This window comes from Nonomuraea sp. NPDC001684 (assembly GCF_053596515.1).
Genome location: NZ_JBSFGJ010000462.1, coordinates 1 through 7190, shown reverse-complemented (window position 1 = coordinate 7190; position 7190 = coordinate 1). Strand labels below are relative to the sequence as shown.

Below are 7190 nucleotides of genomic sequence, written 5' to 3'. Positions count from 1 at the left end.
ATGCCGCTGATCCGCTACCGCCTGGGCGACCGCGGCATGATCGTGCCGGGGGAGTGCGGCTGCGGCAACTACACGGTCGCGGCGGGCGACATCCTGCTGGCCCCGGCCGCGACCAGGCGGCTGATCGAGGCGTTCACCGAGCCACCGGCCCCGCTTCCCTCCCCCTCCCTCGACCGGCTCACCGGGCGCGAGACGGAGGTGCTGCGGCTGGTCGGGCACGCGCTGTCGAACAAGGAGATCGCCGAGCGGCTGTCGGTCAGCGAGGGCACGGTCAAGACGCATCTCAACCGGCTGATGGCCAAGCTGGGGCTGAGCAGCCGGGCGCAGGTGGTGGTGGTGTCGTACGACGCCGGCCTCGTCCGTCCTGGCCGCCCCCTGTCCCACCCGACGACGACCGCCGACGACCAGGGCTAGCGGCAGGACGGCGGCCGCGGTCAGCGGTCGGGCGTGAGCAGGGGCTTGACGTCGAGGATCGGGGTCGCGTCGAGCGCCTCCAGGTTGCGGACGTGCACCCGCCGGCCCTCGACGGCCAGGATGTGCACGGTGTGCAGGCCGATCGGGTTGGGCCGGTCGGGTGCGCGGGTGGCGAAGACGCCGGTGAGCGGCCGGGCGGCGTCGCCACGCGGGTGGACGGCGAGGGTGTCGCGGTCGGCCCGGTCGAGCCAGGTGAGCAGCAGCACGTCGGTGCCCGGGGTCAGGCCGTCGAGGGCGGCGGCGTACCGGTCGTCGAAGACCAGCCAGGCGTCGGGGGCTCCCTCGTCGGGCTGCCGGGGCGCCGCCGCGCGATCGGTCAGCGTTGACTCGACGCGCCCGACCGGGCGCAGCGTGGGTTCGGTCACGAGTCCTGGATCTTTCCCCGTGCGGGGACGCCGGTCAAGACCGTCGATCGCCCGAAGCCCGTCGGAGGGCCGGCGGCCGCCACGGGCTCACTCGTCGAGCGTGAGGCCGGCGAGCTGGCCGCGGGCGGTGACGCCCAGCTTGGGGAAGGCCTTGTACAGGTGCTGGCCCACCGTGCGCGGGCTCAGGAACAGGTGCGCGGCGATGTCCCTGTTGGACAGCCCGGTGGCGGCCAGCTGCACGATCTGCCGTTCCTGCGGGGTGAGCCGCGCGAAGCGGTCCACGCCGGTGCGGCGGGGCGCGCTCCAGCCCGTGGCGCCGAGTTCGGTACACGCCCGCTCGGCCCAGGGTTCGGCGCCGAGCCGTTCGAACACCTCCAGCGCGGCCCGCAACCGCTCCTGGGCCTCGCCGGTGTGGCGGGCCCTGCGCAGCCACTCCCCGTACAGCAGTTCGGTGCGCGCGCGGTCGAAGGGCCGCTCGTGCACGGCCAGCGCGGCGCGGAAGTGCGCGCCGGGGTCGCCGGTGGTGTCCAGCAGGGCCCGGCAGCGCAGCACCAGGGCGTCGGCCCAGCGCTGGCCCAGCGTCGCCGCCCACGACTCCAGCCGGGCGAACGGCTCCGCGGCCCGGGCGATCCTGCCGCTGCGCAGCGCGGCCTCGACCAGGTCGGGCACGTGGTGCATGGCGTCGATGCGGTTGCGGGAGCGCCCGTAGACCAGCGACTCCAGGCTGAGCAGGGCCTGCTCGGACCGTCCTGCGCCGAGGTCCAGCAGGGCGAGCGCGCCCGGGTGGGCGGTGGCCGGGTCGAGCGCCTCGCCGCGGACGGCCGCGAACCCGTCCAGCAGCCCGGCGGCCTGGCGCGCCCACGCGGGCTGGCCGGTGTCGGCGGAGATGGCCACGGCCTCGGTGGCCAGGCTGCGCGCCTCGGCGTGCCGGCCGCGCGCGTACTCGACGCGGGAGAGGAACGTCAGCGCCTGCGGCAGCAGGCCGACCATGCCCTCGGCCCGGATCGTGGCGGTGGCCGCGGCGGCCAGCATGTGGGTGCGGGCGTCGTACTCGGCCAGGCCCAGCCCGCCGATCAGCAGCAGCCCGCGGCGGTCGGCCGTCGCCAGGGCACGGGCCGACTCCACCACCTCGGCCAGGGGCGGCAGCCCGTCGGCCGGCCGGCCGAGCGCCATGGCGATGAACCAGCGCGACAGCCGGTGCACTGGGACGACCTCGTCGTCCGGCGGCACCTGGAGCGCGTCGAGCTGCTCGGCGGTGCGCCAGGCCATGTCGCGGTCGCCGTCGAACCAGATCATGGACGCGGCGTCGAGCAGCAGCCAGGCGGCCGAGCGCGGATCGGTGCTCGCCAGGTGGTCGACGCCCGCCGACAACATCGCGTGCGCCCCGGCGAGACGCCCTTCTCCGTAGTCGGAGCAGGCGCGCACCCGGATCAGCCGGGAGGTCAGCTCGGCGCCGGGATCGCCGGCGTCCTCGGCCAGGGTCCTGGCCCGGTCGAAGCGGCCGCTGAACTCGGTCGCCTCGGCGGCGAGCGTGAGCCTGCGCGCCCGGTCCCCGAGCTCCGGGCTCAGCGCGGCGGCGCGCTCGTAGGCCGCCGCGGCGGCCGCGTACCCGCTGCGGGAGCGCGCGCGGTCGGCGGCCGACTCCAGCCGGGCCGCGACCCGCTCGTCGGCGGCCAGCGTGGCGGCGGCCAGGTGCCAGGCGCTGCGGTCGGCGTCCGCGGCGCGGTCCAGGGCCTGGCTGAGCGCGTGGTGCACGGTCAGCTGCCGGGCCAGCGGCGTGCGTTGCCGGACGGCCGCGCGCACAAGGGGATGGCGGAACTCCAGCCGCTTGCCCTCGCCCCAGACGACCAGCCCGGCAGCGAGCACGTGCTCCAGGTCCTCCGGCGTGCTGCCCAGCGTCCCGGCGGCGGCCAGGACGACGCCCGGCTCGCCCGTCCCGTCGACGGCGGCGACCTGGAGCAGGACCTTGGCGCTGACCGGCAGGCCGTCGGCCTGGGCGGCGAAGGCCTCCTCCAGGCGGGCGGTGAGCGAGGGCTCGTCGGCGGGGCCGTGCGACTTGTGCAGCTCGATGAGCGCCAGCGGGTTGCCGGCCGCCTCGGTGAGGATCCGGCGGCGGGCCGCGTCGGGCAGGGCCGGGCCGGCGGAGTCGAGCAGCGCGGCGGACGCCGGCTCGTCCAGGCCGGACAGCTCCAGCACGGGCAGCCCCTTGGCCTCGAACCCCGGCCGCGCGGCGAACACCATGACCACGCCCTCGGCCGCCAGCCTGCGCGCCGCGATCAGCAGCGCCTCGGCCGAGGCGTGGTCCAGCCACTGGGCGTCGTCGATCAGGCAGACCACCGGCCCGTTCTCGGCCAGCTCCGACAGCAGCGACAGGACCGCCAGCCCGATGAGGAACCGGTCCCCCGCGCCGTTCTCGCCCAGCCCGAAGGCGCCGCGCAGGGCGGCCGCCTGCCGGTCCGGGACGTGCTCCAGCCGGCCGAGCACCGACCTGAGCAGCAGGTGCAGGGCGCTGAACGGCAGCTCCGCCTCGGCCTCGATGCCCGTCGTCCGCAGGACGTGCGCGTGGGTCACGTCGGCGTGGCCGAGCAGCGCGGTCTTGCCGATGCCGGGCTCCCCCAGGACGACCAGGGCGCCGCTGGCCCCTTCCCGGGCGCCGTCCAGCAGTCCGTCGATGATCGTCAACTCGTGGTCCCGCCCCCGCAACATGGGTCAGACATTACCTATGCGATGACTCATGCTGATCTTTCGGGCGGTCTCTACCGTTGTCGACATGAAGCCGTACAGCGTGAACATTCCTCAGGCCGACCTCGATGACCTGCACGAACGCCTGCGCCGCACCCGGTGGACCCGGGAGATCGCCGGGCAGGGCTGGAGCCGCGGCGTGCCCCTGGACTACCTCAAGGGCCTGGCCGACTACTGGCTCAACGACTTCGACTGGCGCGCGGCGGAGGCCGAGTACAACAAGCATCCGCAGTTCGTCACCGAGATCGACGGGCAGGACGTGCACTTCTTCCACATCAGGTCGAGCTCCGGCACCGCCCTGCCGCTGCTGCTCCTGCCCGACAACCCGGGCGGCACGATCGGCTTCCTCGACGTGCTCGACGAGTTGTCGCGCGACTTCCATCTCGTGGTGCCGTCCTGTCCGGGGGTCGGCCTGTCCGGCTACGTCACCGAGCCCGGCTGGACGGTCCCGCGCACGGCGGCGGCCTTCGCCGAGCTGATGTCCCGGCTCGGCTACGACCGGTACGGCGCGCAGGGCGGCGGCGGAGGCGCCAACCTCGCCCTGGAGCTGGCTCGCCAGGCGCCCGAGCGGGTGGCCGGCGTGCACGTCAACGCCTGGGTCGCCTTCCCCTCACCGGACGAGGGCGAGTTCACCGCCGACGAGCAGCGCCGCCTGGGCATCATGCAGACCTTCATGCAGGAGGGCCTGGGGTTCAACCAGATCATGTCGACCCGCCCGCAGACCCTCGCCTACGGGCTGACCGACTCGCCCGTGGGCCAGCTCGCCTGGATCGTGGAGAAGTTCAAGGAGTGGACCGACTCCCGCGCCGAGCTGCCCGAGGACGCCTTCTCCCGCGACCGGGTGCTGACCGACGTGAGCCTCATGTGGTTCACCGCGACCGCGGGGTCGGTCGCCAACCTCTACTACGAGCTCGGCCACGACCCGGGCGCCTACGCCCCCAAGCCGCGGGTGACCGTCCCCACGGCCGTGCTGCTGGCCAAGGACGACGTGACGATCCGCCGCTTCGCCGAGCGGGACGCCGACGTCCGGCGCTGGACCGAGCTCGACCGCGGCGGCGCGTACCTGGCGCTGGAGGTGCCGGACCTGCTGGTGGCGGACGTGCGGGCGTTCTTCGGCCCTCTGGCGACTGCCTGACCGGCGGGCCTGAAGGATTCATGGCCCGCCTGATGACATCCGCATCTGGTGGGCGGCCCGCCCGGGGGGGCAAGGTGGGACCGGCATTGCGCCGGCGGCGTGTCGAGAACGCGGCGCCGGCTCCGTCCTGGGAACATCGGCGGCCGGCGAGCGGCCGCTTCTGACGAAGGAGGCCCGGCGTGGCGATCCAGCGGATGGACAACGTGCTCATCGTCGTGGAAGACCTTGACGCGGTGATCGCGTTCTTCCTCGAACTCGGCATGGAGCTGGAGGGCAGGGGGCCGATCGAGGGGCGCTGGGCGGAGCGGGTCATCGGACTCGACGGCGTCCGGCAGGAGGTCGCGATGTTGCGCATCCCGGGCGGCGCCGGCGGGATCGAGCTGGCCATGTTCCACACGCCGAAGCCGATCCGTCCCGAGCCGGCGGACCCGCCGGCGAACACGCTGGGCATCCGCCGGGTCATGTTCGCCGTCGACGACGTCGAGGACGTCATCGCCCGCCTGCGCCGGCACGGCGCCGAGCTCGTCGGCACGCTGGAGCGGTTCGAGGACAGCTACCTGCTGTGCTACGTCCGCGGCCCGGAGGGCATCGTCGTCGGCCTGGCCCAGCAGCTCGGCGGGTGACCGGGCGGCCGGTGCGTCCGTGCCGCTAGGGCCGCCGGACCGCGGCGAGGTCGAGCTCCAGCGCCACCTTCCTGGCGACGAGTCCGGCGGCGGCGTTCCACTTCACGCCCCAGTCGGTGCGGTCGATCGTGACGCCGCCCTTGAGCCGGAGGCCGTCCCCGTCGCCGGTCAGCTCCAGCTCCAGGGTGATCGGGTTGCGCACGCCGCGGATGCTCAGGTCCCCGGTGACCCGGAAGGCCGTCTCACCGGTCCGCTCCACCCGGTTCGAGGTGAAGGCGATCACCGGGTGGTCGGCGTCCTTGAGGTACTTGCCGCGCAGGTACCGGTCGCGCTGCGGGTTGCGGGTCTGGACGCTGCCCGCCTGGACGGTGAGCTCGATGCGCGACCTGGACGGGTCGTCGCCGTCCAGGTGGCCGGTTCCCGCGAACCGGTCGAACCGCCCGCGTACGGCGGGGCCGACGGTGTGCCGGGCGACGAAGCCGATCCGGGTGCGGGCCTGGTCGAGGACGTAGTCGCCGGTCAGGGCGCGAAGGCTGGTCGTCATGCCGGGCGCTCCTGGTCGCCGGTGGGGGCCGAGCCCGGCAGCGGGCTGGCGTCGAGGTACCTGACCTCGTAGACGCGTTCGGCGAACTTCCAGCCGTCGCCGGTGCGCTCGTAGCGGTCGTGGTAGAGGGCGTGGTTGGCGTGGGAGCCGCCGTCGCGCATGCGCCCGAACTCGTGGATGTAGGCCCGGCCGGTCGCGGTGTCGCCGTCGATCCGGATGACGCCCGGATGGACGTTCTGCACGAAGAACTCCCAGAGGCCCTGCCCCCACTCGATCCCGGCGCGGATCGCCTCCCGGCCGGCGAACTCCTTGCCGATGTGCGGCCATCGCATGACGCCGCCGGGCGTGAACAGGGATTCGACGCGGTCGTAGTCGCGGGTCATCACCGCGTCGGTGAGCTCGCCGCGCAGCGCCTCGATCTCGACGCGGTCGGCCACGGCTTGCAGGTCGGTCATGTGGATCTCCCCCTCGCTCAGGTGGTGCGTCCAGCATCGAGGCAGGTCGCAGGGCGAACAAGGTAGGGTTCGTGGGGCGATCCATAACATGGGGGTTATCCGTGGAGCTGAGGGACATCGAGATCTTCCTGACGCTCGCCGAGGAACTGCACTTCGGCCGTACCGCCGAACGGCTGCGCGTCTCGCAGGCGCGCGTCAGCCAGGCCATCAGCAGGCAGGAACGGCGCCTCGGCGTGGCGCTGTTCGACCGCACCAGCCGGCGCGTGGCCCTGACGCCGGTCGGCCGCCGCCTGCGCGAGGATCTGCGGCAGGCCTACGACCTGCTCCAGGAGGGGCTGGCCCGGGCCGAGGCCGCGGGGGTGGGCGCGGGCCGCACGCTGCGCCTGGGCGTGTTCGGCCACGCCGGCTACGAGCTGCGCCCGCTCGTCGACGCCTTCCGCGCCCGTCATCCCGGCGCCGAGGTCCGGTTCAGCGAGGTCACCGGCGGCGACCCGTTCGCCGCCCTGCGCGCCGGGGACGCCGACGCGCACGTGTTGTGGTTGCCGGTGGCCGAACCCGATCTCACCGTCGGCCCCACCGTGCTCGTCACCGGCCGGGTGCTGGCGGTGTCGGCCGGGCATCCGCTCGCCGGGCGGGGCGGCGCGTCGCTGGAGGACCTGGCCGACGAGCATGTCGTCGACCTGGGCCCCGCCGCCCCTGAGTACTGGGTGGCGTCCATGGTCCCCACCCGCACGCCGCTGGGCCGCCGCATCCCGCGCGGGCCCGTCGCGCGGACGTTCCACGAGATCCTGGCCCTGGTCGCTGCCGGGCAGTGCGTCCATCCGCTGGGCGAGATCGCCGCCCGCTACAACC

Annotated in this window: 8 protein-coding genes; 4 read left to right on the top strand and 4 right to left on the bottom strand. The window is 74.3% G+C overall.

Annotation, left to right across the window (positions count from 1 at the left end):
- The coding region (locus ACWCSD_RS43850) for a LuxR C-terminal-related transcriptional regulator (RefSeq protein WP_449924145.1) at positions 1-414 on the top strand (414 nt) is incomplete at its 5' end.
- A 20-nt stretch (positions 415-434) separates the two neighbouring features.
- On the opposite strand, the gene tsaA is transcribed toward ACWCSD_RS43850, so the two are convergent.
- Entirely contained in the window at positions 435-839 is a 405-nt protein-coding gene (gene tsaA / locus ACWCSD_RS43845; RefSeq protein ID WP_449924142.1) for a tRNA (N6-threonylcarbamoyladenosine(37)-N6)-methyltransferase TrmO, read from the bottom strand.
- Between the two features lie 87 nt (positions 840-926).
- Complete coding sequence (locus tag ACWCSD_RS43840; protein ID WP_449924139.1) at positions 927-3545, bottom strand: ATP-binding protein; 2619 nt, start codon at positions 3543-3545, stop codon at positions 927-929.
- 64 nt (positions 3546-3609) lie between these two features.
- On the opposite strand from ACWCSD_RS43840, the gene ACWCSD_RS43835 reads away from it, so the two are divergent.
- Together ACWCSD_RS43835 and ACWCSD_RS43830 are read left to right on the top strand one after the other, a co-directional pair.
- Positions 3610-4716: an epoxide hydrolase family protein gene (locus ACWCSD_RS43835; RefSeq protein WP_449924136.1), complete on the top strand. Its 1107-nt coding sequence runs from the start codon at positions 3610-3612 to the stop codon at positions 4714-4716.
- 194 nt (positions 4717-4910) lie between these two features.
- Entirely contained in the window at positions 4911-5339 is a 429-nt protein-coding gene (locus ACWCSD_RS43830; RefSeq protein ID WP_387682718.1) for a VOC family protein, read from the top strand.
- A gap of 25 nt (positions 5340-5364) precedes the next feature.
- Here the strand turns inward: ACWCSD_RS43830 and ACWCSD_RS43825 are convergent, their stop codons facing one another.
- A complete protein-coding gene (locus ACWCSD_RS43825) occupies positions 5365-5883 on the bottom strand; it encodes a YceI family protein (protein WP_397162710.1) in 519 nt (172 codons plus the stop codon).
- A complete protein-coding gene (locus tag ACWCSD_RS43820) occupies positions 5880-6338 on the bottom strand; it encodes a nuclear transport factor 2 family protein (RefSeq protein ID WP_397162711.1) in 459 nt (152 codons plus the stop codon). The genes ACWCSD_RS43825 and ACWCSD_RS43820 overlap by 4 nt, the downstream gene beginning before the upstream one ends.
- Before the next feature lie 101 nt (positions 6339-6439).
- Between ACWCSD_RS43820 and ACWCSD_RS43815 the strand changes: the two genes are divergently transcribed.
- Positions 6440-7190 (top strand): LysR family transcriptional regulator (locus ACWCSD_RS43815; protein ID WP_449924132.1); only part of this gene is annotated, 751 nt, incomplete at its 3' end.